The sequence below is a fragment of the Ruthenibacterium lactatiformans genome (assembly GCF_000949455.1).
Taxonomy (GTDB): Bacteria; Bacillota; Clostridia; order Oscillospirales; family Ruminococcaceae; genus Ruthenibacterium; species Ruthenibacterium lactatiformans.
Window position 1 is genome coordinate 345,788 of record NZ_JXXK01000001.1, and the last position, 24,251, is coordinate 370,038.

A 24,251-nucleotide genomic window follows, 5' to 3' on the forward strand; every position below is an offset into this window, starting at 1 on the left:
TCATCAATAATATAACAAAAAAGGGACAATGTACATTGTCCCTTTTTGTGAACTTATCGAAGCTGTTCTTTGACCTTGGCGGCCTTGCCGGTGCGTTCACGCAGATAGAAGAGCTTCGCGCGGCGTACACGGCCCTTGCGCACAACTTCCACTTTTTCAACGAACGGAGAGTTCACGGGGAACACACGCTCGATGCCCACGCCGTAAGCAGTGCGGCGCACAGTAAAGGTCTCGGCAACACCGCCGTGCTTCTTCGCGATGACAGTGCCCTCAAACGCCTGGATACGCTCACGCTCGCCTTCCTTGATACGAACGGAAACACGCACGGTATCGCCCACGTTGAACTCGGGACGATCCTCTTTAATCATGCCTTCGGTAATGATTTTCATTGCGTCCATTGTTGTACAATCCTCCATGTTTATTTAGACATTCATACCCGACGGAGCGCCGGCAGAGGACTGTCCGTTTAATGTGTGACATTAACCCCGCTGTTGGCACAGTGGATATAACGCCTAAATATAATACCACATGGCAATTCCGAATGCAAGCATTTCAGGAAAATTTTTCGCCGTTTCGGGTGTAGATCCCGGTGCGCAGGATATCTCCCGATGCGGCGGGCAGGCCGTGCTGCTGCTCCAGCCACCCCAGCACCAGAACCGGGTTTACATTCAGCACACTGCCCGCAGGCAAACGCATACACACCACAAGGCCGCCGTTTTTCCGCATAAGCTGTACCTCCGGCAAATGCGCTTTCAGATCCACTGTTTTTTTCTTTCCGCGCTTGCCCTCCTTCACTACCTCGGCCGCGGGCGCCGCGTTATAGGCCTCCCATGCTGCGCATGCCGCCTGCGCGTCTTTTTCCGCGTAGCGCACCTCATAAGCGGCGCACGCAATATCGCCCGCATCCAGCACGGCGGGCGCAATGCGCGTCACCTTAATGCCCCGGGGCAGGCACGCAGAAAGCGCCGGAGCCGCGGCGTCCCAGTCGTACCCCTCCGCCTCGGACTTGAAGTCCACCGTCTCGGCCAGGCTCTCCTGCCCCAGAGACAGCGGCGCGGCAAACGTCATATAAATGTGAGGGTTGAACCCCAGCGTATACCAGACAGGCAAGCCCGAACGCTTGAGCGCGCGCTGCATCACCCGCTGCAGGTCCAGCAGCGAAATATAAGACGCCTCGCCCGTTTTGGTGAACCAGACTCTAATCGTAGTCAAAACAGGCACCTCCCAGCAGCTTATTTGCGCCGCAGCCGCTGCACGCGCGGTTGCATGGCGGCGTGGTCTGCGCGCCCAGCGCCTTTTGGTATTCCCGCACCAGGTACTCCCTGCTCACGCCATAGTCCAGGTGGCTCCAGGGCGTAACCTCGTCCAGACCGATGGTGCGGTTCGCGTAAAAAGCAGTATCAAAACCAAGGTCGCGAAACACCTCCAGCCATGTATCGTAACGAAACTGCTCGTCCCAGCCATCAAAGCAGCAGCCCCGGCGGTAAGCCTCCACCAGAACCCGGGAGAGCCGCCGGTCGCCCTTCGCAAAGACCGCCTCCAGAAAACTGGTATGACTGTCGTGGTAGCTCACACTGATCTTGCGGCTTTTGACGCTGCGCAGCAGATGCTGCTGTTTTTCACGCAGCTCATCCTCGGTATTCTGGCCCACGAACTGGAACGGCGTCATAGGCTTCGGCACAAAACACGCCACGCTGATGGAGACCTGCACGCCGCGGCCCTTGGGTTTGTTTTCGTTTTTATAATAGAGGTCCACAATGCGCTGCGCCGTGTCGGCAATTCCCTCAACGTCCTCCATCGTCTCTGTGGGCAGGCCCAGCATGAAGTAGAGCTTCACGGAGGTGTAGCCGGCGCTGAAGGCAAGGTTGCAGGTGCGCTCGATTTCTTCCTCGGTAACGTTTTTATTGATGACGTCCCGCAGACGCTGTGTTCCGGCTTCAGGCGCAAAGGTAAGGCCGCTTTTCCGCACCTTGGTGGTTTTGCGAACCAGAGACTCCGAAAAGTTGTCGATGCGCAGCGACGGCAGCGACATACTCACATGCTCTTTGGGCGTCCATTCCAGCATATCGTCCAGCAGTGTTTCCAGTTGGCTGTGATCACTGGTGGAAAGCGACGTCAGAGAGATCTCATCGTAACCTGTATTCCCGCACAGGCTGCGCCCCGCCTTGGAGAGCATATCCGCATCCCGCTCACGCATGGGACGATAGATGAAGCCCGCCTGACAAAAACGGCAGCCCCGCACGCAGCCGCGCAGCACTTCGATCTGCGCGCGGTCGTGCACCGCACCGATCATCGGCACCACAAAATTCTCCGGCAGCGGCTGGCTGTTCATATCCTGAATGATGGCCTTGCGCACCACGGCCGGCGCGCCTTCTTTCGCCGTGATGGCTTCCACGCGGCCGTCGGGCCGATAGGACACATCGTAAAACGCGGGCACGTAAACGCCTTCGATATGGCACAGGCGCTTTAATATCTCCCGTTTGGTGAGCCCCTCTCTGCGCCCCTGAATGATGGTGTCGCACACATCAGGCAGCTGTACCTCGCCCTCGCCCAGCATCATCAGGTCAAAAAAATCCGCCAGCGGCTCAGCGTTGCACACGCACGGGCCGCCCGCCACAATGAACGGCGCATCCTCCCCTCTGTCCTTTGCATAAAACGGAATGTGCGCCAGGTCGAGCATAGCAAGAATATTGGTGTAGGAAAGTTCATACTGGAGTGTAAAGCCCACTACGTCGAACATCCCCAGCGGGTCTTTGCTCTCCAGCGCATACAGCGGAATATCCCGCTGCTGCATCTGCTCCTTCATGTCCACCCAAGGCATGAACACACGTTCACACCAGATGTTATCCCGTTTGTTGAGGATCTCATACAATATTTTCATGCCCAGAAAGGACATGCCCACCTCGTAGGTATCCGGAAAGCAGAAAGCGAACCGAAGGTCCAGCTTCTCCTTCTCCTTATATACGCAGCCCGGTTCGCCGCCGGTATAGCGGCCCGGTTTCTGCACTGCGGCAAGCGCAGCTTTCAGCTTTTCATCCAAGCGTTCAAACATCCTTTCCCTTTTTCGGGCTTATACCCCCGCGTTGTTTCACCATACCCCAAGCTCACACTTCACGTTCCGCTTGGCATTCACTTAAAAAACATGACATCTATGCCGCCAAACTCACGCCCCGCCCGCGGCCCGCATTCACTAAGCGGGCATATTATACCATGACGCCGCGAAGCGGCCTCAACAAAACCGCATCTGCTGCGGTTTTGCATGGTTCAATGTTCTCAAAGCTCTGTGCTCCAGCACAGGGCGTGTGCCGCGCACACGCCCGGCCGCGCAAGCGGCAGTTTTGGGGTCATTATACCGTATTTGCGCGCAGAATGCAAACAGAAAAGGCCTGTGCACGGTGCCATTCACGCGCTGCGCAGGCCTTTCTTCTTTATTTTTGCCTGAACTCCTTTGCCAGCAGATAACCCGGCCCCAGGAAAGCCGCCGCACGAGCGCCGCGCGGCATCCCGCCCAACAGCGCAAAGCCGAGCGCCGCCGCGCAGAACAGGCACAACAGCAGCCGCTGGGCACGGCGCAGCGCATCCTGCTTTTCCACAGGCAGCAAATTCTGCAGCAGGCGCGCGCCGTCTAACACGCCGAACGGCATCAGGTTGTAAACGCCCGTACACAAACTGACGGCGGCGAGAAAATACAGTGCGTAGCTCGCCTGCCGGTGAAGCTGCAAAAAAAGCAGCGCCGCCATGATAAAATTCGCCAGCGGCCCCGCAGCCAGCACCCATAGCTCTTGTGTGCGGGGCAACTGCTCCGCTCCCGAAAGCCCGATGCCTCCCGCGCTGAAATGGAGACCGGGCAATTTATGCGCACACAGCATATATGCCAGCACATGCCCGCTTTCATGAACGAAAGCGCACACCAGTGTCATGCGAAGAAAGCCCATAGGGTCGAACAAAAGCCCCGCCGCCAGGCAGGCGCACAGCAGTACAGGCTGCACCGACGGCCCGCTCATGCGGCCAGCTGCGGAAAACTGGGCATCGGGTCCACCCGCACGCCGTCGAGAATGATCTCCAGATGCAGGTGCGGGCCGGTCACAAGGCCTGTGCTTCCCACCACTGCAACAGTCTGCCCCTGCGTAACCGTCTCCCCTCCGCGCACAAAGATGTAAGAGAGATGCTGGTACAGCGTCTGGACACTGCCCTCATGGCGGATAATGATATAATAGCCCCGCAGACGGTTGTAGCCCGTGCGCACCACCTGGCCGGACTGTGCCGCTGCCACAGGCGTGCCCTCTGCCGCCGCGATGTCGACACCCGCATGGAAATCATCCGCACCGTTCACCGGGTTATCCCGGAAACCGTACCCCGAAGTGACCGGCCCCGCCACCGGCAGCAGAAGCTCCTGCGGCAGCGTATAATCGTCCATGGAAGCGCCGTCAGGCACCTCACGTTTTTCGATACCGGGCCAAAAGCCGCCCTGCCCGTCCAACGCCTCCGGATCTTCCAACTGCCGAACCAGCCGCTCCGCGCCCATACGCAGATCCTCCACCACGCCGTTCGCAAACCGCGCAAATGCATTATCCGTGGAAAACTCTACGCCCGCTGTCATCATCTCGCGATACTCAGCCCTCATGTCCTCCAGAAAAGGCGCGCCGGCGCTTCGCGCAAAAAACACAAACGCCACCAACAGCGCGCACAGCAGAACCTGCACGAACAGGACATGCTCTTCGCCCGAGTTTACCTGAGGCACCGTGAACGGCTCCGGCTTCATCTTTGCTGTGGGGTAGAGCTGTTCCACCGGCGCTGTTCCCGCGTCCCGCTGCCCCTCCGGCATGTCCTCCCGGTCTCCCGCAGCCGCTGAAAATGTTCCCGGAACCGGCTCGGGCAGCTCAAACCGCTCGGCCCGTTCCCCCTGCGGCCGCTGTGTCCGGCGCGCCTTTCCGTCCCATCCCGCTTCTGGTGTGCCAATTTCCTCCGGAGGGTCCTCATTCAGCCGCATCCATTCCTCCTGCCGCCCGCTGTCCTTTTCCCACATCAACGTCACGCACCTTTTTATCCCGGTTTTTCGGAACGCTCATTCCTTTAAAAAGGCTATGCGGCGAACGCCAAAAAAAGAACCCGGACAGCCTGTGTACAACAGATTGTCCGGGCCGGTAATTTGGGAAGGGTCAGCGTCCCAGCAGGTTCCTGAGCCTGCCCAGCAGCGTTTGCGGGCGCGGCGCTGCCGGGCGGCGCTGAGGCTGCTGCAAAGCGGCAGCATGGCGGCGTGCTGTCGGCGCACGACGTACCGGCTCCCCCGCCGGGCGCGGCGCAGGCATGGCGGGCCAAGTGCCGGCCAGCATATCATACATGCCGAGCTGGCTGTCAACGCGGGACGCGTCCGGCGCAGGCTTCACCTTGGGATAGGTGCCGTCCGGCTGCATTTCCCGGGCATTCACATTGTCGCGCAGCTGCAGATCCAGCATCTGCAGCAGCTCACCCGCAATGCGTCTGTCCTGAATACGCACGCCCACCTCGACACGTCGTTCGGTGTTGCGGGTAAGAAAATCGCCCGACGCGATATACACCCGTGTATCCTGCCCGCAGCCAAAAGCATACACACGCTCGTGCTCCAGATAGCGGCCCACGATGCTGCGCACCGTGACATTTTCCGTCAGGCCGGGTACCCCGGCTTTGATGCAGCAGATGCCGCGCACGATCATCTGCACAGATACCCCCGCGCAGGACGCTTCGGATATTTTTTCAATGATATCCTTATCGCTGATGGAATTACACTTAAGAATGATGCGTGCGTCCTTCCCCATGCGTTTCGCCTCGATCTCCGCGTCCATCTCCTGCATCAGCACGCTTTTGAAGCACAGCGGCGCGACCAGAAGGTTGCCTGCGTGCTCTGTCAGGCGTTCGATCGCAAGATTATTGAACACGGTTGCCAGCTCGGAGCCGATGCCAAGATCGGTCGTGATAAACGAAAGGTCCGTATACTGCTCGGAGGTCTTTTCATTGTAATTGCCTGTGCCGATCTGGGCAATATAGTGCAGCTGATTGCCCTTTTTCTTTGTGATGAGCGTCAACTTTGAATGGATCTTGTATGCCTCAAAGCCGTAGATGACCGTGCAGCCCGCCTCCTCCAGCTGCTTGGAAAAGTCGATGTTGTTCTGTTCGTCGAAGCGCGCGCGCAGCTCCACAATGGCAACGACCTCCTTGCCGTTTTCGGCCGCGGAGATAAGCGCCTCGATGATCTTGGATTCATGTGCCACGCGGTACAGCGTCATTTTGATGGAAAGCACGTCCGGGTCCTGCGCAGCCTCGTTGAGCATGCGGATGAAGGGCCGGATGCTCTGGTACGGATAAGAAAGCAGTACGTCCTGCGTTTCCACCACACGGGCAAGATTAAAATCCGGCGGCGGCAGCATGGGACGCTTCACCGGGTAAAACAGCTCGGTATGGCCGTCCTGCGCGATGCGCGCGGATATCTTGAAGCCAATGGACATATCCAGCGGCGTCGTCTGCTCAAACACCTGTTTTGCGGGCAGCATCAGCTTTTCGCGCAGGAACCCGACGATCTCCGCCGGAGCACGCGGCGTTGTCTGCAAGCGAACGGCCGCCAGCTTGCGGCGCTTTTTCAAAAGATCGCTCATGATCTCGCGATAGTCCACGTCGTGGTCGAACATGCCTTCATCCACTGTGATATCCGCATTGCGCGTCACGCGGAAAATGCACCGGCTCTGCACGGTGTTCTTGCCGAAGATCAGGCCCGCGAAATGTTCCACCATCTCTTCCACCAGTGCAAAGGCGACAGAGCCGCCCGACGGCACAAATATGATACGCTGGAACTGCGTGCTGATGGGTACCAAACCAAAGGAAGACTGCGCGTCTCCCTTTCCCTTCAGAATGGTGCCGACATACACCTCATTGTTGCGCAGAAACGGAAAGGGATGCCGCCGGTCGATGATCTGCGGAGAAAGGACGGGAAATATCTCCTGCATGAAATATTTGCGCCAGAAATGCTCCGCTTCTTTGCTCAGGTGCGCAAAATCCACCCTGCGGTAGCCCAACACACCCACATTCTCATACAGCTTCGCCACAATTTTATCGCAGTGCTGCTGCAGCTCCGCGACCTTAGGCATAATGGCGTCCAGCTGTTGAGCGGGCGTCATGCCCGTCTTGTTCTCTTTTTCATCGCCGCCCACCAGCGTACGGTCGTACAACGACCCCACGCGTACCATGAAAAATTCATCCAGATTGCTCGCGTAAATGGCGGCAAACTTCAGCTGCTCGCCAACCGGGACCGTCTTGTCCTTCGCAAGGTCCAGGACGCGCCGGTTGAATTCAAGCCAGCTCAGCTCCCGGTTGATGAATATCTCCCTCGTATGCGGCTGTTCCATAAAAAACTCCCCTTTAAATAAACGCACGGTCCTTTCAGCCGGCACCGCGCCGCCGTGCTCCCACGGCTCAGGAAACCCGGACATACGCCCGCATGCCGTCTACGGTGCGCTCCGAGATGCCTTTTACCCGTTCCAGTTCTTCCACCGCGCGGAACGGTCCGTTCGCCTCGCGGTATTCCACGATTGCCAGCGCCTTTTTCTCCCCGATGCCGGGCAGCGTCTCCAGTTCCGCGGCGGGCGCAGTATTGACATCCACCCTGTCCGGCCCCGCGTCAAAATACGGCGCTCCGTCCCAAGGCGGATATTCAGCCTGCCGCACGGGCGGCGCCGTTGCGCAAAGGCACACGAGGACGGCACACAACGCCGCCCACCAAGCCGCGGCAAAGCGGCGTCCCATTCTATCATCCCCTGTTCTGAAGCATTCATCCGGGACAACGCGCAGGCGGCAATATCAAGGTCATTATACCGTGGCGCCGTGCTGCGGCCCCAACAAAACCGCGCCTGCCGCGGTTTTGCATGGTTCAATGTTCTCAAAGCCCATGTGCGGAAGCGCATCAGCGCATAAAGTGCGCGCAGCCGCGCAAGCGGCGGCTTTGAGGTTATTATACCATATTTCTAAGCTCACACCTCGCGTACCGCTCGTGTTCACTAAGAAACACGGTATCTATGCCGATAAGTTCATGCTTCGCCTGCGGCTCGCATTCACCAACCGGACATATTATACCATGACGCCGCGCAGCAGCCACAACAAACCGCACCTCCTGCGTTTTTGCATGGTTCAATGTTCTCAAAGCCCATGTGCGGAAGCGCATCAGCGCACGAAGAGCGCGCGGCCGCGCAAGCGGCGGACTTGAGGTTATTATACCATATCCCGCCCAAGGCACGCTCCATTTTACACGCTTTTTACAATCATCCGTATTTACGAATCAACCCGTAAAGCACCTCGGCCACGCCGCCGTCCAGGCATCTGCCTGTTACGGTGTCCGCCGCGAGCTGCACCTCCTTGGGCGCGTTCCCCATCGCCACGGAATGCCCGGCCGCGCGCATCAGCTCAATGTCATTGAAATAATCTCCGATGGCCACCGTGTTTTCTATCGGGATGCCCATATAGGTGCAAAGTTCTCCCAGCGCCGCCCCCTTGGCCGCGCCCTCCGGCATGATCTCAAAATAGTTGCGGTTGGTCGCAATGAAGTAGACGCCGGGATATTTGCGTGCGTCCAGAAAATCCTGGATCTGCATCAGCATTTCATGGGAGCAGGCAAACAGCACCTTATTCCAACCGCCATCCAGCTCCTCCAGCGGCGCCATGCGGTAAGTGAGCCCTTCATGGACCGTGTGGCGGTAGGTATATTCATTGGCCCGCACCACGCAGATGCCGCCGTCCTCGGTCATAATCTCCACGCCCACTCCCGGAAAACGCGCCAATACATCGCACACCGCCCGGCGCGCCGACGGCTTGGACAGCAGTGTATTTCGGATGCGGATATCGTGTTCGAAATCGTAAATAACGCCCCCGCCATACAGGATAGCGGGTGCAGAAAGCGTCATCGAGTCCAGATGCCGTCCGGCTGATTCCATCGTGCGGCCCGTGGCCACGGTAAAATGGCCGCCCAGCGCGCAGAACAGCCGCATGGTCACCTGGTTCACAAAGGGCACGCCGTCCTCTGGTGTGAGCAGCGTGTTGTCCATGTCCGAAACGACGAGGATATCCTTGAGGGAGCGGATCATAGCGTTACATTTCCTTTTGCAGACGGCCGGTAAAGGCCGTGAAATATTCGGGCAGCGGGCTGTCGAACTCGACGTACGCGCCTGTTGCGGGATGAATGAAGCCGAGCGTTTTTGCATGCAGGCACTGGCCCTCCAGCTGGGTGATCACCTTACGCGGGCCGTAAACCGCATCCCCGGCAACCGGATGGCCGATGCTCGCAAGATGTACGCGGATCTGATGGGTTCGCCCAGTCCGGAGCCTTACGGAAAGATGTGTAAAGGCGGGAAAGCGCTCCTCCACATGGTAGGCCGTATAAGCGGCTTTGCCGCCCTTTGGCACGACGGCCATACGCTTTCGGTCCACAGGATGACGACCGATGTTCCCCTCCACAAATCCGTCGTCCGCAGCAAAACCGCCGTATACCACAGTATGGTATACCCGGGCGATGCTGTGCACGGCGAACTGCTGCGACAACGAAAGATGCGTCTCATTGTCTTTTGCCACTACAAGCAGGCCGCTGGTGTCCTTGTCAATGCGGTGCACGATGCCGGGACGCACTTCGCCGTTGATGCCGGAGAGCCTGCCCGCGCAGTGGTACAGCAGTGCGTTCACCAGTGTGCCGTCCGGGTTTCCCGCCGCCGGGTGGACCACCATTCCCTTGGGCTTATTGACAACCAGCAGCGAGCTGTCTTCGTAAACGATATCCAGCGGGATATCCTGCGGAATGATTTCCACCGGCTGGGCGTCCGGCAGCGAAACACACAACGCATCTCCTTGTGTAAGGCGCGCACTTTTGGCGACGGAACGTCCGTTGCACAGTACACGGCCCTCTGCCAGAAGCTGCTGTGCGAAGCTTCGCGTCAGTTCCGGGAACGCCGCTGCCAACGCGGCATCGATGCGGCGGCCCGTATCTTCGGCACCGGCGGTATATTCAAGCGTTTTCATCCGTCCCGGCCTTCTGCTCCTTTTTGGCGTTCAGCTCCTGACGCAGCACGGCGATGACAAACAACGCGGCGCCGACGCACACAAAGCAATCCGCCACATTGAATACAGCGAAATTCATGAATGTGGTAGCAAAGAAATCGACCACATACCCGTTGAGCACACGGTCGATCAGATTGCCCAAACCGCCGGAAAAAATCAGGATAAACACCCAGCGCTCCAACCAGGAAGACGGCTTCTTCCAGAAAAAATACACCGCCAGCGCCGCCAGCGCAAGGCCCGTTACGACGATGAGGAACACGCGCCCCCACTCGGCGTCTGCCAGCATGCTGAAGGCTGCGCCGTCGTTCAGCACATAGCGCAGCTCCATGACACCGGGAATGAACGGCATCGACCCTACCGGCGCAAGATAAACCGTGGCAAGATGCTTTGTGAGCTGATCCAGCCCTGTCAGTGCAATGATAATGATTACAGATATCAGCAATGGTACGTTCCTTTCTTTGATTGGCACGTTGAAAAGCCAGACTCTCTCCATTTTTGCAGGCAAATCCACAGAAAATGGTCTGCAAATGCCGAAAAATGCAAAAATGCCGTAAACCATAACATAGCGGCGCTTAAAACAAACGCCGCTATGCCACACATGTTCAGTTAGTCCTCAAAAGTAATGTCCTGATACTCCTCGAACGAAGCCTCCTGTCCCGGTTCGGCCGGGGCTGCGGCAGGCTGCGCCTCCGCCGCAGGCTCTTCCTTCGGCGCTTCCTCCGGGGCAGGCTCGGGCTGTTCTTCAGCCTTGGGCGCCTCCGGCGCCTTTTTCTTTTTTTCTTCCGCGCCCGGGATCATGCTCAGCGATTCGATATGCTGCTTATACAGGTTCAGCACTTCGCCCTTGAAATGCGCCACCTCCGCTTTCAGGCGGGCCAGCAGCATCTCCTCTTCAGCTACCTTTTCCACGGCTTCTTCCCGCGCCTGGCTTGCCTTGCTCGTTGCATCGTAAATGATGGTCTCAGCCTTCTGGCGCGCCTCATGGATGACGCTCTCACCCATACGCTGGGCATTGAGGAGCGCTGTCTTCAGCGTTTCTTCATCATTGCGGTACTGGTCCACCTTTTCCGCAAGGATGTACATTTTTTTCTCCGCATCCGCTTTTTCCGTCTGCAGGCGTTCCAGTTCTGCCGCCACCTGGTCCAGATAAGCGTCCACTTCCTCGGGCCGGTAGCCGCGCATGACCTTGTCAAAGGTAACGTTGCGGATATCTTCAGCGTTCATAGAGATTGTTCCCCCTGTTAATATTCAATATAGGACACGAAGGTGCGGCCCTTCCGGCTTTTGGCACCCACGCCGCACAGCTTGTACTTGCCGCGTCCGCGGATGCTGAACACGTCGTTTTCAAACACTTCATAATGCGCGGACACCGTGGAAACGTGGTTCACTTCCACCATGCCGCTTTTCACAAGCTGCACCGCATCCCCACGGCTGATATGCAGCATGGCGGCCAGCACAGCGTCCAGCCTCAGCGAGGCCACCGTCGCCGTCTGTGCCGGGCGCTCTTCCCGGCCGGGCAGTTCCTCCGCCCGGCCCGCGCGCACACATACGCTGCAGCGCCCCACGCTGGAAAGCTCGTCGCACACCAGCGGCGCGACCGTATCCAGAACGAACAGATATGCTCCGTCTTCCGACAAAAGGATATCGCCGATGCATTCGCGCCTGATTCCCAGCGACATCAGTGCGCCCAGATAATCCCGGTGAGTGAGTGCTCTGTCAGCCCGCAGGGTCTGCGCAAACAGACATACGGCGGGCAGCGGCTCCTGCGCCCCATATTCACCGAAAAGGCGCAGAATCCGCCGTTCGGCATCCGGATAGCCGCCGTCGAAAGCATATCCCTCAAAGCCCAACCCCGCAAGAGCGGCGCGGGCCAGTTCCTGCTGGCGATCGCTTAAAAACGGGGTGCTGCGGGACGTCCCTCGCTGGCGCACGACCTGCACAAGGTCCCCCAGGCGGCGGACGAACAAGCGCTCATCGTCGTCCGCGGGCGGTATGTAGCCTCTCAAAATCAGAAGAACACGCCGTTGCTTTCAAGCTCGTCCAGCAGATCCCCCATGATATCCACATTATACGGGGTGATGATAAAAGTGCTGTTGGCAACGCGCTTGATCTGGCCGTTGTTTGCATACGCCACGCCGGAGAGAAAATCCACCAGACGGCGGGAGACCTCCTTATTTGTGGATTCCAGGTTCAAAACCACGGTGCGCTTGGCGTTCAGATGGTCCGCGATGGCGCTGGCATCATCAAAACGCTCAGGCTTCACAAGCACTACCTGCAGCTGCATGGTGGAGTTGATATTCACGACCTTATTGCGTTTGGGCGTAACATCCTGTTCTTCGGGGACATAATCGTCCTGCGCCGCATAGCCTGTATTCTCATTCACGAAATCCATATCGTCGTCATCGTAATCGTCGTCGTCGGGCACGCCCATCATACCTTTGATCTTATCGAACATACTCATCTCTGAAATCTCCTTTTTATGGCAAGCTGGCCGCGCGCAGACGCATGCGCCGCCGCGCCACGATTGTAACGGTTTTGTATCCGCACCGGCACAACAAATTGGATACTATCATCGTTATTATCCTTGTTTTTGTGGCGGATGTCAATAAACAGTTGCAAATTTGTGTAAAAAGGCACACAAAAAAGCTACAATATTTTTCCGTCGTACAGATCTGTACCGCGCACAACAATCTCATCGAACAGTTTTACCTCATTTTCGCCCGTCGTTGTTTTCGACGGCACCAGAATGTAATCCTCGTTTTCAAACAGGATCGTAATATTTTTCTGGTACACCAGGTTTCCGTATTTGACAAACACGCAGTTTTGCCCTTCAACGATGTGCAGTGCCTGTCGGTCGATACGGATTCCCTCATAGGTGGCGAACGTTATATCTGCTTTTTCATGCTCCAGCGTCACAACTGTCTCGTTGATGTAATCACAAATCAATTCCACCTTGGCAGTACCGTTCTCCTCGTCCACCGTAACATTCACCACGGTGGCGGGCACCGATTCGGCCGATACGTTTGGGAACGAGATCTCGACGCGCGTTCCCTCCACGAACTTTTCCGCCTGTTTCTGCGTCACAAGGCCATAATAACGCCAGCGGTAGTCCAAAATCAGCTTGCCCGCTACGTTTGCGTCGTTCGTTTGGGAAGGCTGTGCCAGCGCATCCTTCAATTCTGCCGGAGACATGGCCGCCAGCGCCTCAGGCGTATACATCTGCTTCTCGCTGTCCTGCGCGGAGACAAAATATCCGGCCGCCGGAGCTGTTATCGGTGTGTATACGCTGGCGGCATCCGCCGCGTCGCGCCGCGCCGTCAGGTCCGCAATGCGGGCGCTGAAATCCGATACGACCCCCATCGTGAGCTGCATCTTATTCTGCGCAAGCTGGATGGAAGCCCGCGCATCCGATAATCCTGTGTAATTGCCGCTCTCCAGCAGATCCAGCGCCGAATAGATACCCTGCTGGTTCTGATTCATCAGCGCCTCAACGTCGGCAGCCGCGCCCGCCTGGGACTTTTCCAGCACCGAAAGCTCCTCCGTCAGCTTTTCGGAGAGCGTCCGGTTCTGTGCGCTCGCTTCGTCGGCGAACAATCGCGCTACCTGCGTGCCTGCCGAGACACGCTCGCCGTTGTTCACCTGATAGCCCAGGACGCCCGCTCCCTCATAAGGAATGACCGTCTCATCCATGGCGAGCATCCCGTCGCAGCGGACGACGTCGGACATTGAATATGCCACCGCGGTCTGCGTTTGATAATTTGTACGCAGCACCTGTACCATCTGAACGCCGATATATCCGGCGGGCACGAGCATCAGCAGAGCCAAAATCAGTCCTCTGTACCGTTTTTCTTTTTCTTACCGGCCAGTTTTCCATATATCCGTTATTCCTTATATTTGATCGCCGCAATTTTTCTTCACATGCCCCGCCCAAAGCCGGGCGGCCGCCTCCGCCGCTTCCGGCTCCCCTGCGGGCAGCCAAACCAGGCCGTCCATCCGCCGGAACCAGGTAAGCTGCCGTTTGGCGTAATTACGGGACGCCTGCTTGAGCGCCGCCGTGCATACTTCCAACGGTTCCTTTCCTTCAAAATAAGGAAAAAATTCTTTGTAGCCAATGGCCTGCGCCGCGGTATGGTAGGCATCTCTGTTGGCATACACCAGGCGCGCCTCTTCCAGCAGCCCATGTGCAAGCATCGCGTCTACTCGCGCATCAATGCGTGCATAAAGCTGTGCACGCTCCGGCATATTCAGCCCTATCAGCAAAGCGCGGTACGGCTGCTGCGCCGGACGGGAGCGCGCGAGCCGGCAGGACATCGTCTCGCCCGTTTGCTCATACAGCTCCAGCGCACGCAGCACACGCCCATGGTTGTTGGGGTGCAGCTTCGCCGCACACTCCGGGTCCACCTGCTGCAGCCGCGCATAAAGCGGGCCGATGCCCTGCTCTATCAGCTCGGTTTCCAGCCGTGCCCGCACGGCCGGGTCCGCCTTATCCGGTGTAAAGTCTATTCCATTTACAAGACTGGAAATATACAATCCGGTGCCGCCGGCCACGATTGGAACGCGTCCGCGCGCCGTGATCTGCGCGATACACTCGCCTGCGTGCCTGACATAGTCCGCAACAGAGAACCGTTCTTCCGGCGGAAGAAATCCCACCAGATGGTGCGGCACACCTTTCATCTCCTCCGGCGTCGCCTGTGCAGTTCCCACACGAAGCCCTTTATAGATCTGCATCGAATCCGCCGAAACGACCTCGCCGTCCAGCAGCTTTGCCAGCGCAACAGAGAGCGCTGTTTTCCCCGTAGCCGTGGGACCGCAGATCACGATGATATCAGCCTTGTCTGCCAAACTGCTTTTCCAGCTCCTTTTTGGTGATCTTCAGCACGATGGGCCGTCCGTGGGGACAGAACGGAGGCACTCTGCCGTCCAGCACATCCTCCGCCAAGCGCAGCAGCTGTGCAGCGTGCGTTTTATCTCCCGCCTTGATGGCCGCGCGGCACGCGATGGAGTGCAGCACCCATTCTGTTTTTTCGCTGGTGGTATACCGCGGGTTGGAGACCAGCCTGCTGGCCAGCTCCACCACAAGGTCCTCCACATCCTCGAGCACGACGTCTGCCGGGACGGCGCGCACCACGACAGAATTGCCGCCGAAGTCCTCCACTTCCAGACCACTGTCCTGTAAAAGCATTTCACTTTGCACCAGTGCATCCTTTTCTTCCGCGGAAAGCTGCACCGTTACGGGCACCAGCAGCATCTGGCTGCTCACCTTCCCATACGATGCCGCCAAAGATTCATAGATAATGCGCTCGTGGGCGGCGTGCTTATCCAAAAGGCACATGTCGTTTCCCCGTTGGGTGACAATGTACGTGTCAAACACCTCGCCCACAAAACGAAGCGAATCGCGCCGCTGTTCTTCTTCCACAGGCGCAAAAGCAGTCTGATGGGGCGTTTCAGCCTCCATCTGCGGCGCGGCGGTATTTTCCGTCCCGGCTGTTTCTCCCGCCGCAAAGCTGTTCAGGGCCCGGTCCTCCGGCAGGGTCTGCACGCCCGGCGTTCCCTCCTGCCGCCGGCAGACAGTGTGCGGCATAAAGCCGACATCCTCCGCCGCGTCCTCATCAGCCCATATATCCGGCGCCTTTGCCGAACGGTACGGAACAGCAGATTCACTTGAGAGAGCAGTGATCATTTCACTGTACGCTTTCACCTGGCCGGGCAGCGGTACGGCGGCCGGCTCCGGACGTGCCGGGACCGGCCTCACCGGTGCGTCCGGAACGGCACGGGACGCCGGACGCAATGCGGCCGGGCCGCGCGCGGGCTCTTCGGCCGGGGCGCTCTCGGACGGCTCCTTCTTCGCAGCTGCATCCGGCGCCTTTTCATCCGCCGGGAACGCCCTTTCCGCACCGCCGAAAGAAAACACCTTTTCCGTGCTCTGCGGCGTGATGAGTACGCATTTAACGCTTTGATATACCGCATCGAACACATCTTTTTCCCGGGCGAAACGCACCTCTGTTTTGGCCGGGTGGACGTTCACATCCACCAGCTGCGGCGGCATCTCGATGGAAAGCACGCAGCCCGGGAATTTTCCCTGCATCATCACGCCTTTATAGGCGGCCTCCAGCGCCGCCATCATCGTGCGGTTCTTGACAAAGCGTCCATTGATAAAAAAATACTGCATGGCGCGGCTTGCACGGGCGCTTTTCGGCGGCGTAACAAGGCCGCGCACCGTGTAGCTGCCCGCCGTGTGCTCCACAGGCACAAGGTCCTTTGCAAAGTCACGGGAAAGCACGGCATACGCCGCCCCCAGCAGTTTTCCGTCGCCGGGCGTCTGGAACTGCGGTTTTCCGTCCCGCACGAACTTGAACGAAACCTCCGGGTGGGAGAGCGCAAGCTGTGTGACAACATCTGCCACATAGTTGCCTTCACTGGTATCCTTTTTCAAAAACTTCATACGTGCGGGCGTGTTGTAAAACAGGTCCCGCACAGTGATCGTTGTTCCGACAGGACGTGCGGCCGGCTCAATGCCCTGTTCTTCTCCCCCGCTGATGCGGTACAGATACGCATACTCGTCCGCATCCGTCTTTGTGAGAAGCTCAATGCGGGACACACTGGCCACGGAGGCCAACGCTTCGCCGCGGAAGCCCAGGGTATGAATGCTCTCCAGGTCTTCCTCTTTCTCGAGCTTGCTCGTTGCGTGGCGGATAAACGCCGTCGGGATGTACTCGGCCTCGATGCCGCAGCCATTGTCCGCGATTTGGATCATTGCGATGCCGCCGCGTTCAACGGAAACGGAAACCGCGGTGGCGCCCGCGTCAATGGCGTTCTCCGTCAGCTCCTTTACAACCGAGGCGGGGCGCTCCACCACCTCGCCTGCCGCGATGAGTTCCGCGGTATGCTTGTCCAACACATGAATAACTGCCAATGCGCAGCACCGCCCTTTCCTGCGCGCCGGGCGCGCTTATTTTACCAGTGTCTGTTTCAGTTCATACAAAAAATTCAACGCTTCCAGCGGCGTGAGCGTTTCCACATCCACCGCTGTCAGCTTGTCCACCAGCTCGCTGGGCACGGGCGCTGCCGCGAATTTTTCAAAATTGCCGAAGTCCAGCTGCGTCACCTTATCGGCGTTGGGCGCGGTGGCCTCCAGCACCTTGAGCACTTCCTTCGCGCGCTTTGTCACCTCGCCGGGCAGACCCGCCAGCTTTGCAACCTCAATGCCGTAGCTGTCGTCCGCCGGGCCGCGCACGATGCGCCGCAGAAACGTAATGTCGTCGCCGCGCTTTTTTACAGCGATGTTATAATTCTTCACGCCGTCAATGGCGTTTTCCAAATCCGTCAGCTCGTGATAATGGGTGGCAAACAGCGTTTTGCAGCCCATGCCGCCATCCTTGTCCGCAATGTGTTCCACTACGGCGCGGGCGATGCTCATGCCGTCGAACGTGGAAGTCCCCCGGCCGATTTCATCTAAAATCACAAGGCTTTTTGCCGTTGCGTACTGGAGGATTTCGGCCACCTCGGTCATCTCCACCATAAAGGTGGATTGCCCCGCAGCCAAATCGTCTGAAGCGCCCACGCGGGTGAAAATAGCATCCACAACGCCCATGCGGCACGCCCGGGCCGGCACGAAGCTGCCGATCTGCGCCATCAGCGCAATGAGCGCCGTCTGGCGCATATAGGTGGATTTGCCGGCCATATTCGGGCCGGTGATGATGAGCATACGGTTATCGCCGCAGTCCAGCACAGTGTCGTTGGGCACGAACAGCGCACCCTTGAGCATCTGCTCGATGACAGGATGGCGGCCCTCCTCGATGATGAGCTCGTCGCCTTCATCCACAACCGGCTTTGTATAGCCGTTTTTCACAGCCACCTCCGCCAGCGCCGTCAGGACGTCCAGACGGGCCACGCCGGACGCGGTTTTCTGGAAACGCGGCAGTTCGGCCGAAATTTTATGCAGCAGATCGTCAAAGAGCTGGCGTTCCAGGACAGCCAGACGCTCGTTTGCGCCCAGGATCTTGTTCTCCAGTACCTTCAGGTCCTCGGTGATGTACCGCTCCGCGTTGGCCAGCGTCTGCTTGCGGACAAAATTTGCAGGCACCTGGTTCGAAAAGGAACGGCTCACCTCGATGTAATAACCGAACACCCGGTTGTAGCCGATCTTCAGCGTGCGGATGCCCGTTTCCTCCTTGAGCTTTGCCTCCAGCGTGGCAAGGTAACCTTTGCCGCCGTGGACGATGTCCCGCAGCTCGTCCACCTCGGTGTTGTAGCCCGGGTGAATGACGCCTCCGTCCTTGAGCATGGCAGGCGCATTCTCGTCGACCGCTGCGAAGATCAGCTCCTTGATATCGGACAATTCGTCGATATCAGCCAGCAGCGCGGTGATCTCGGCGCTGCCGAAGGGCCGGGCCAGCGCCTTCAAGCGGGGCAGCTGCTCACAGGTGGCGGCAAGCGCGTAGATTTCCCGCGGAGAGGCCGAACCGTACACCGTGCGCGTCATCAGGCGCTCGATGTCAAATATCTTTGAGAGCGCGGCCGCGATATCGGCGCGGGCTACGGAATCGCCCACCAGCTCCTCCACGCCGTCCAGACGCGCATTGATGGCCGCCACGTTCACCAGAGGCTGCTCGATCCACGCGCGCATCAGCCGCTTTCCCATAGCCGTCTGCGTTTTATCCAGCACCCACAGCAGCGTACCTTTTTTCTCGCGCCCGCGCATCGTTTCCGTCAGCTCCAGGTTGGCGCGCGTGACGGGCGAAAGCTGCATATACTGCGCTTCGGCGTAATTGTGTACGGTCTTTAACCGCTCCACGCCCTTTTTCTGTGTTTCCTTTAAGTATCCCAGCAGCACGGCCAGGGCCGTGAACGCCGGACTTTCCGGCGCAAGGCCGGCCGTTTTTTCCGGGGCATCCCCAAACTGGGCGCGCATCTCTTCCATGCAGGCGTCGGGCGCGAAAGCCGCTTCATCCAGCAGCTCCACACTGCAGGCAAGCTGCTGCTTGATATACGCCGTTACTTCCTTGTAGTCCAGAATAGCTGCGTTGAACAGCACCTCGCTGGGAGAATAGCGGCACAATTCGGAGATGATCTCCGGCCCCAGCTTTTCGCCCGTGAGCACCGTGGCGTGAGCCGTGCCTGTGGAGACGTCTGCAAAGCATACGCCCGCTTTTTTCTCCGTGATATAAATGCTGGCGATGTAGTTGTTTTTATCATCCTGCAGCATACTGCTTTCGATCACAGTGCCGGGTGTCACCACACGGATGATATCCCGCTTGACGAGGCCTTTCGCCAGAGCGGGGTCCTCCATCTGTTCACAGATGGCGACCTTATAACCTTTGGCAATGAGCCTTGCCACATAGTTTTCATAGGAATGGAACGGCACACCGCACATGGGCGCGCGCTCCTCCTGGCCGCAGTCCCGGCCCGTCAGGGTGAGCTCCAGCTCCTTTGACGCAAGAATGGCGTCGTCGTAAAACATCTCGTAAAAATCCCCAAGACGGAAAAACAATATCTTGTCGGGATGCTGTTTTTTGATGTCGAAATACTGCTGCATCATGGGGGAAAGCGCTGCCATATTCTGCACCGTCCTATTAAGATTCAAAACGCGCGGAGCGCGGGGCCGCCATCAGTGGCAGCCCGAACAAGAAGCGCAGCTGCCCGAGCATCCGCCCTGCTGCGGCTCCTCCACCGTCATCGGGTCGCCGCCGTTGACAGCCGTGTTGATGATGGCGTTCACATAATTCATCACAGACTCCAGTTCAGCCTTTGCCTCGTTGTAGGCGGCCATGCTCTGGTTTGCCATGATGTCGTTGTACAGCTGGTTCACCTTCACATTCAGTTCGTTGACCTTATCCTGGTCCTTGTCCGCGCTTTTGGAAAGCTCGCTGTTCAGGTCGATGCGGGCAAGATTAAAGTCTCCGATCAGCTGCTGAAGCGCCTCATCCTCGTCATTTTTTTTGCGGGTGCCCTCCAGCGCCAGATAAGCCTCTTCCCGCTGCAGCTGTGCGGCAGCCTCCTTAAACATCGTGATCGCGTCTTTCGCCATGATAAAATTCTCCTTTTATTCCCTTTATTTTTGAAGCATTTCCGATGGGGTCGCATTATTTTGCCCTGCGGCGGGCGGGTTCATGCAAGCTCGCCTTTCAGCATCGCGCCGCGCACGCCTGTCACGCGGACATCGGCGAACTCGCCCACAGGCGCGCCGCCTGCAAAATCCACAGTCATATTGTTGTCCAGACGGGCGGTAAGAGTTCCCTCCTCCCTGCCCGGGCCTTCCACCAGGGCGCGGACGGTCTTGCCCACCATTGCGCCGCCCAGTTTTGCCACCACCTGTTCCTGAATGGCAAGCACCCGGGCAATGCGCTGCGTTTTTTCCTTGTGGGGTGTGGGGTCCGGCATGCTTGCCGCTGCCGTACCCGTGCGTTTGGAGTAGATGAACGTAAACAGCTGCATGTACTCGACCTCGCGGATGAGCGTCTCTGTGGCGCAGAAGTCCTCTTCCGTCTCGCCGGGAAAGCCGACGATGATATCGCTGGAATACGTCATCTCCGGCATGCGGCGTTTGGCGTAAGCGATAAGCGAGAGGTAGTCCTCCACTGTGTATTTGCGGTTCATCTGCGCCAAAATGCTGTTCGAGCCGGATTGCACCGGCAAATGCAAATGGCGGCTGATGTGCGCGCTGTTTGCAATGGTGTCGATGAGCTCGCGCGTAGCGTCCTTGGGATGGCTCGTCATAAACCGGATGCGGTAATCGCCGGGAACAGCGTCCAGCATGCGCAGCAGCGCGGCAAAGGTGATGTCTTCCGGCAGGCCCTTGCCGTAGGAGTTCACATTCTGGCCCAGCAGAGTGATGTCCTTGTAGCCCTCGGCCACAAGCTGCCGGAACTCCCGCAAAATATCCGCGCTGGCACGGCTGCGCTCTCGTCCGCGCACATATGGCACAATACAGTAAGAACAGAAATTATCGCAGCCGTACATGATGGGAAGCCAGGCGCGGAACGTGGAATCCCGCCGGATGGGCATATCCTCTATGATCTCGCCGCGCTCGGCCGGCATGCGCAGCACGCGTTTGCGCGTGGCCAGCTTTTCACACAGGATGTCGGGCAGCGTATCGATGCCGTTGACGCCGAACACAATGTCCACGAACGGATAGTGCTTTTTGAATTTTTCCACGATCTCCTTCTGCTGGGCCATGCATCCGGATACCGCGATCAACAGCTTGGGGTTCGCCTCTTTCAGGCCCTTAAGCGCGCCGACGTTGCCGAAAACGCGCTGCTCGGCGTGCTCGCGCACCGCGCAGGTGTTGAACACGATCAGGTCCGCGTCCTCGGGCCGTGCGGCCAGGCCGAAGCCGATATCCGTTAAAACGCCCTTGATTTTTTCGCCGTCGTTCACATTTTGCTGACATCCGAACGAATGTACATACAGCATGGGGGGCGTATCGTAATACGCCGCGATCGTGCGCGCCGCCGCCTCGTTTTTGGTAAAGCGGATGGTCTCCATGAGTCACCTCAAATATTATTTTAGCCGCGGTAAAAGCACCCGGAGCGGCAAACCGCCCGCGCGCCCCGCCGGGCGGCTTTATGCTAACATACTAATTTAGTATACTACTTTTTATACATTATTACAATAACAAAAGCATCCCCGCCGGAGAGAAAAATTCTCTGGAACACACAGCAGAGGGCCGCCCCTTCCGGGACGGCCCTCTGCTGTGTGTTTTTTCCGTTTTAATCACGGCTCCGGACGCGTCAGAATCAGCTCCGGATCGGTGTAATATTCATCTGCCAGCAGCTCCAGATGACAGTGGTTCCCGGTGGAATTGCCTGTGCTGCCCACACGCGCCACAAGCTGCCCTGCCCGCACCGTATCGCCCGGCTGCACCAGCAGCTCGCTGCAATGCGTCAGGCGCACGCGCACGCCGGGGTCGCCGTCCAGCGCGATCTCCACATATTTCCCATATACCCAGTACTGCGTTTCCTCGCCGTCCTCCGCGCGTGTTACCGTGCCGCTGAACGGAGCGACAATATCCGCACCTTTCTTGGCCGCAATATCCACTCCCCGGTGATATCTGCCCACCGAACGGGAAACAAATGTATACTCCGGCACGGGCCACACGCCTGTTGTACCCGCCAGCCGCTCTTTTATCAATTCGTTGTCCGGCGGAAGCCAGGTTTCCGTGTTTTGCGGCTCAGGCTGCCGGGCCTGTGTCCGGGGCGTTTCATCGCGCGGGGCAGAAAGCTTCTGCATGGGGTCCAGCAGCACGCCGTTTCGCTCCAGCTCCAAATGGCAGTGGTTGCCGCTGGCAACGCCGGTGTTTCCTACCCGGGCAACCGCTTCACCTGCTTTCACCGTGTCGCCGGGCTGCACCAAAAGCTCGCTGCAATGGGCATAGCGCGTGATGATGCCGCCGCCGTGATCCAACAGCACATAGTCGCCCCAATTTTCATGATACTCCGCTTCCAACACCGTGCCGTCCCAAACGGCCAGAATCTCCGCGCCCTCCCGCGCAGCAATGTCTGTTCCGCGGTGGCCCGCACCGAACTGTGTGCCGATGTATTCATACTCCGGCACGGGCCAGACCGGCGGCCGCGACGTCTCAAGCGTCAATACGCTTTCGGACAATCCCGGCGCGCTGTTTTCAGGCAGCGCATTCCGCATTTTTAAAGCTTCCTCACCTGTTCCGGCTGGCTCCGCCGTTTGCGGCTTCGGCAAGCTGCCGCTCACTCGCTCCGCCGCTTCATCTGCCGCGCATGCCGTCAGGCCCGCCGCCAAAACAGCCGCCGCCGTGCACAGCGCCACAGCCGTAAATTGCCGCGCCGTGCGCTTCTGCGGCGCCAGCACCGCTTCCATCCGGCTGCGCAGCAGCCCGGCCGGGCTTGCAAAAGCACTGGCCAACCCGGCGGCGCGCACATCGGCGGCGGCGCACAGCATTGCAGCGCAATATTCCTTGCGCTGTGCGCCGTCCAGCATCCGCGCCACCGCACGGTCACAGCCGAACTCGCAGGCCTCGCTCATCATACGCCGCAGCAGCCACGCGGCCGGATTGAACCAATGTACAACACACACAGCCTGCGCCGCCAGCTTGTACACAAGATGCCCCCGGCGCAGATGCATGCATTCATGTCGCAGAGCATACTCCAGCGTTTCGTCCGCTGCCCAGTCCTCGGGCAGGTAAATGCGCGGGCGCAGCACTCCCACCGCAACAGGCGTTGCCAACGCGCCGCATACATACAGCCCCACGCGCCGGGAAAAGCCACCCGCCTTTGCGGCATGTGCCATGCACCGCCGCACTGCGGCGTCCTCCACCGGGCGCGCTTCACGCGCCAGATGACGTGTGAAACGCCTGTATTCCGCCCACAAAGCCAGCGTCACACACAATACTCCTGCCAGCCAAAACGCCGGGACCAGCCCCCACAGCATGGATATATGTTCCTGCGGCGCAGCGCGAAGCAGCTTGTCCGCCGCCGTGGGCAGTTCCGTCATAACGAACAGCGGTTCCGATGCAGCCGCCTCGGCGGGCAGAACCGTCCCCACAGAGCTTTGCACCGCCTGCGCGGGAGCATTCCACGCGCCGGGCATCGCAAACACGGGAAGCGGCAGCACAAACAGACACAGTGCCGCCGTTAAAACGGGCACGCTCCATTGAATATGAGCAAAGCGCCGCAGCGCCGGACGTGCCAGCCACAGCAGCAAAGCTGCCGCCCCGCCCGCCGCGCTCAAAGGCAAAAAGGTCATCCAGAAAAAACGCATCATTGGGGGTCCCTCTCTTTCAGCCACGCGCGCAGGGCCTCCAGTTCTTCAGGCGAGATACCGCCGCCGTCCGCCATGCACGCAACCATATTTTGTATGCTGCCGCCGTAGAGCTGTGCCAGAAAATCCCGTGTCTCGCTGTTTTTGTATGCCTCCCGCGTCATTGCGGCAGTATAGCTGCGCAGCTTGCCGCGCTTTTCGGTCTCCAGCAGGCCTTTTTCCACCAGGCGTGACAAAAATGTGAGCACTGTGGGTTGTTTCCAGCCTTTTTCCTGTCCCAGCGCCCGCATAATGTCCATGCCGGAAACGGTACGTCCCAGCGCCCACACACACTCCATGATCTCATATTCGGCAGCAGAAAGCTTCATTGCAGAAAGTCCTTTCCAAATCATTTTTTACAACATGTCGTTAATACTATAATACACGCCCCGCCAAGCGGTTGTCAACTGTTT

21 protein-coding genes are annotated in these 24,251 nt (G+C 58.6%); all 21 read right to left on the minus strand.

Annotation, left to right across the window (positions count from 1 at the left end):
• Positions 1-53: 53 nt before the first annotated feature.
• Complete coding sequence (gene rplS, locus TQ39_RS01710; protein ID WP_009325866.1) at positions 54-398, minus strand: 50S ribosomal protein L19; 345 nt, start codon at positions 396-398, stop codon at positions 54-56.
• 154 nt (positions 399-552) lie between these two features.
• Positions 553-1,212 (minus strand): TIGR03936 family radical SAM-associated protein, encoded by a 660-nt coding sequence (locus TQ39_RS01715; RefSeq protein WP_009325867.1) that lies wholly within the window; start codon positions 1,210-1,212, stop codon positions 553-555.
• The gene (locus TQ39_RS01720; protein ID WP_009325868.1) at positions 1,199-3,052 is read right to left on the minus strand and encodes a TIGR03960 family B12-binding radical SAM protein; all 1,854 of its coding nucleotides are present in this window, start codon (positions 3,050-3,052) and stop codon (positions 1,199-1,201) included. The genes TQ39_RS01715 and TQ39_RS01720 overlap by 14 nt, the downstream gene beginning before the upstream one ends.
• 376 nt (positions 3,053-3,428) lie before the next feature.
• A complete protein-coding gene (locus TQ39_RS01725) occupies positions 3,429-4,004 on the minus strand; it encodes a M50 family metallopeptidase (protein ID WP_055080900.1) in 576 nt (191 codons plus the stop codon).
• The gene (locus TQ39_RS01730) at positions 4,001-5,026 is read right to left on the minus strand and encodes a M23 family metallopeptidase (protein WP_050004324.1); all 1,026 of its coding nucleotides are present in this window, start codon (positions 5,024-5,026) and stop codon (positions 4,001-4,003) included. Before TQ39_RS01730 ends, TQ39_RS01725 begins: the two co-directional genes overlap by 4 nt.
• 133 nt (positions 5,027-5,159) lie before the next feature.
• On the minus strand, positions 5,160-7,376 hold the full coding sequence (gene ppk1 / locus TQ39_RS01735; RefSeq protein WP_050004373.1) for a polyphosphate kinase 1: 2,217 nt from the start codon (positions 7,374-7,376) through the stop codon (positions 5,160-5,162).
• A 67-nt stretch (positions 7,377-7,443) separates the two neighbouring features.
• Positions 7,444-7,773 (minus strand): ComEA family DNA-binding protein, encoded by a 330-nt coding sequence (locus TQ39_RS20055; RefSeq protein ID WP_082052075.1) that lies wholly within the window; start codon positions 7,771-7,773, stop codon positions 7,444-7,446.
• Positions 7,774-8,285: 512 nt separating this feature from the next.
• The gene (locus tag TQ39_RS01745) at positions 8,286-9,104 is read right to left on the minus strand and encodes a Cof-type HAD-IIB family hydrolase (protein WP_009325873.1); all 819 of its coding nucleotides are present in this window, start codon (positions 9,102-9,104) and stop codon (positions 8,286-8,288) included.
• A 4-nt stretch (positions 9,105-9,108) separates the two neighbouring features.
• Complete coding sequence (locus tag TQ39_RS01750) at positions 9,109-10,029, minus strand: RluA family pseudouridine synthase (protein WP_009325874.1); 921 nt, start codon at positions 10,027-10,029, stop codon at positions 9,109-9,111.
• Positions 10,016-10,510 (minus strand): signal peptidase II, encoded by a 495-nt coding sequence (gene lspA / locus TQ39_RS01755; protein ID WP_167541516.1) that lies wholly within the window; start codon positions 10,508-10,510, stop codon positions 10,016-10,018. Before lspA ends, TQ39_RS01750 begins: the two co-directional genes overlap by 14 nt.
• A gap of 164 nt (positions 10,511-10,674) precedes the next feature.
• Positions 10,675-11,292 carry a DivIVA domain-containing protein gene (locus TQ39_RS01760; protein ID WP_009325876.1) on the minus strand — a complete coding sequence of 206 codons (618 nt, stop codon included), beginning with the start codon at positions 11,290-11,292 and terminating at the stop codon, positions 10,675-10,677.
• 17 nt (positions 11,293-11,309) lie between these two features.
• The gene (locus tag TQ39_RS01765) at positions 11,310-12,074 is read right to left on the minus strand and encodes a YlmH family RNA-binding protein (protein ID WP_009325877.1); all 765 of its coding nucleotides are present in this window, start codon (positions 12,072-12,074) and stop codon (positions 11,310-11,312) included.
• 2 nt (positions 12,075-12,076) lie between these two features.
• A complete protein-coding gene (locus TQ39_RS01770) occupies positions 12,077-12,529 on the minus strand; it encodes a cell division protein SepF (protein ID WP_009325878.1) in 453 nt (150 codons plus the stop codon).
• 185 nt (positions 12,530-12,714) lie between these two features.
• Positions 12,715-13,893, minus strand: a complete 1,179-nt coding sequence (locus TQ39_RS01775) for a biotin/lipoyl attachment domain-containing protein (protein WP_050004326.1) — start codon at positions 13,891-13,893, stop codon at positions 12,715-12,717.
• Between the two features lie 63 nt (positions 13,894-13,956).
• Positions 13,957-14,910 carry a tRNA (adenosine(37)-N6)-dimethylallyltransferase MiaA gene (gene miaA / locus TQ39_RS01780; RefSeq protein ID WP_082052077.1) on the minus strand — a complete coding sequence of 318 codons (954 nt, stop codon included), beginning with the start codon at positions 14,908-14,910 and terminating at the stop codon, positions 13,957-13,959.
• Complete coding sequence (gene mutL, locus TQ39_RS01785) at positions 14,894-16,981, minus strand: DNA mismatch repair endonuclease MutL (RefSeq protein WP_050004327.1); 2,088 nt, start codon at positions 16,979-16,981, stop codon at positions 14,894-14,896. Before mutL ends, miaA begins: the two co-directional genes overlap by 17 nt.
• Before the next feature lie 36 nt (positions 16,982-17,017).
• Entirely contained in the window at positions 17,018-19,624 is a 2,607-nt protein-coding gene (gene mutS / locus TQ39_RS01790) for a DNA mismatch repair protein MutS (RefSeq protein WP_050004328.1), read from the minus strand.
• 51 nt (positions 19,625-19,675) lie between these two features.
• Positions 19,676-20,095 carry a YlbF/YmcA family competence regulator gene (locus TQ39_RS01795; RefSeq protein WP_050004329.1) on the minus strand — a complete coding sequence of 140 codons (420 nt, stop codon included), beginning with the start codon at positions 20,093-20,095 and terminating at the stop codon, positions 19,676-19,678.
• Between the two features lie 80 nt (positions 20,096-20,175).
• A complete protein-coding gene (miaB, locus tag TQ39_RS01800; protein ID WP_050004330.1) occupies positions 20,176-21,552 on the minus strand; it encodes a tRNA (N6-isopentenyl adenosine(37)-C2)-methylthiotransferase MiaB in 1,377 nt (458 codons plus the stop codon).
• Between the two features lie 228 nt (positions 21,553-21,780).
• On the minus strand, positions 21,781-23,802 hold the full coding sequence (locus tag TQ39_RS01805) for a M23/M56 family metallopeptidase (protein WP_050004331.1): 2,022 nt from the start codon (positions 23,800-23,802) through the stop codon (positions 21,781-21,783).
• On the minus strand, positions 23,799-24,167 hold the full coding sequence (locus TQ39_RS01810) for a BlaI/MecI/CopY family transcriptional regulator (protein ID WP_050004332.1): 369 nt from the start codon (positions 24,165-24,167) through the stop codon (positions 23,799-23,801). Before TQ39_RS01810 ends, TQ39_RS01805 begins: the two co-directional genes overlap by 4 nt.
• Positions 24,168-24,251: the final 84 nt, after the last annotated feature.